Annotated in this window: 1 protein-coding gene; it reads right to left on the bottom strand. The window is 31.6% G+C overall.

All coding sequences use genetic code 11. The features are described 5' to 3' along the window. Positions 1 to 630: 630 nt before the first annotated feature. Positions 631 to 937 (bottom strand): PRC-barrel domain-containing protein (locus ACFIO5_RS10820; protein WP_375705400.1); only part of this gene is annotated, 307 nt, incomplete at its 5' end.

The raw sequence follows: 937 nt of genomic DNA, 5'->3' as shown, positions 1-937 counted from the left end.
CAGCTTAACTGCCTAGAAACACTGTTTATATGGGGTAGAAATATGGAGAAAAATAATATCATTTCTTATCTAAAAACAAAGACAATAAACTCGAAACAGAGTTTCTTTCCATTTTTTCTAAACTCACTGCAACATTTGAAATAAAACTCATTGAAAATTGCAAGATATAAAGCAAAGAAAAAGCTTTAGACACATATTTCATGAAACGTGTAATGAAAAAAATATCAAAAAATCAACACAATGCTTAAAAAAATAAACAACGATACATGCATCCAAACACGAGATGCAACAGTATCACAATTAAAAGCACTTTTGGGATGAACAGATAACACTATGGTGTCTCTTTATACAAAAAGCGCAGATCGCAAAAAATTTGCCCTGGAAACGATAAAAAAGCTCCCTAAAATTATGGGTAAAGACAAAAAATGCAATAGAATTAATAACCATCCTCTTTACTACTACTATAAGCTATTGATCTCACTGCTATTTATTCCATTTAAATCAATCGAAACGAGAACAGCTTCTTCGATAAAATTGTTTCAAGACCTTCAAAAAATTCTCTTAAATAAAAACAGCGCTATTATAGAGTATGATAGCACTGTTATATTTACAAAAAACAGAAAGACAAAATTAGCGTGGCCAATGTCCTTCATATTTAAATGTTGGAGCTTCCTTCAACGAATCCTTTGTCGCATTCATAATAAGTTTCCACTTTCCATAATCATTTGTCATTTGCACTGTTTCTGGTGCAACGACCACATAACTCTCCCCTATACCAAGAAAACCACCAATAGCGATAACAAATCCCGTAATATTATTTTCACGCAAAATAATATCTTTTACTTCGCCAATATTTTCATTTTCTATATTATATACACTTGAACCAATAAGACTTGACGCAACAAAATCAGTTTCCAAAGGTGTAACATAACGCGCA

This window comes from Bartonella sp. AA86SXKL, from assembly GCF_042196885.1.
The sequence above is the reverse complement of the archived record's forward strand: the minus strand, read 5'-3'. Positions and strand labels throughout refer to the sequence as shown.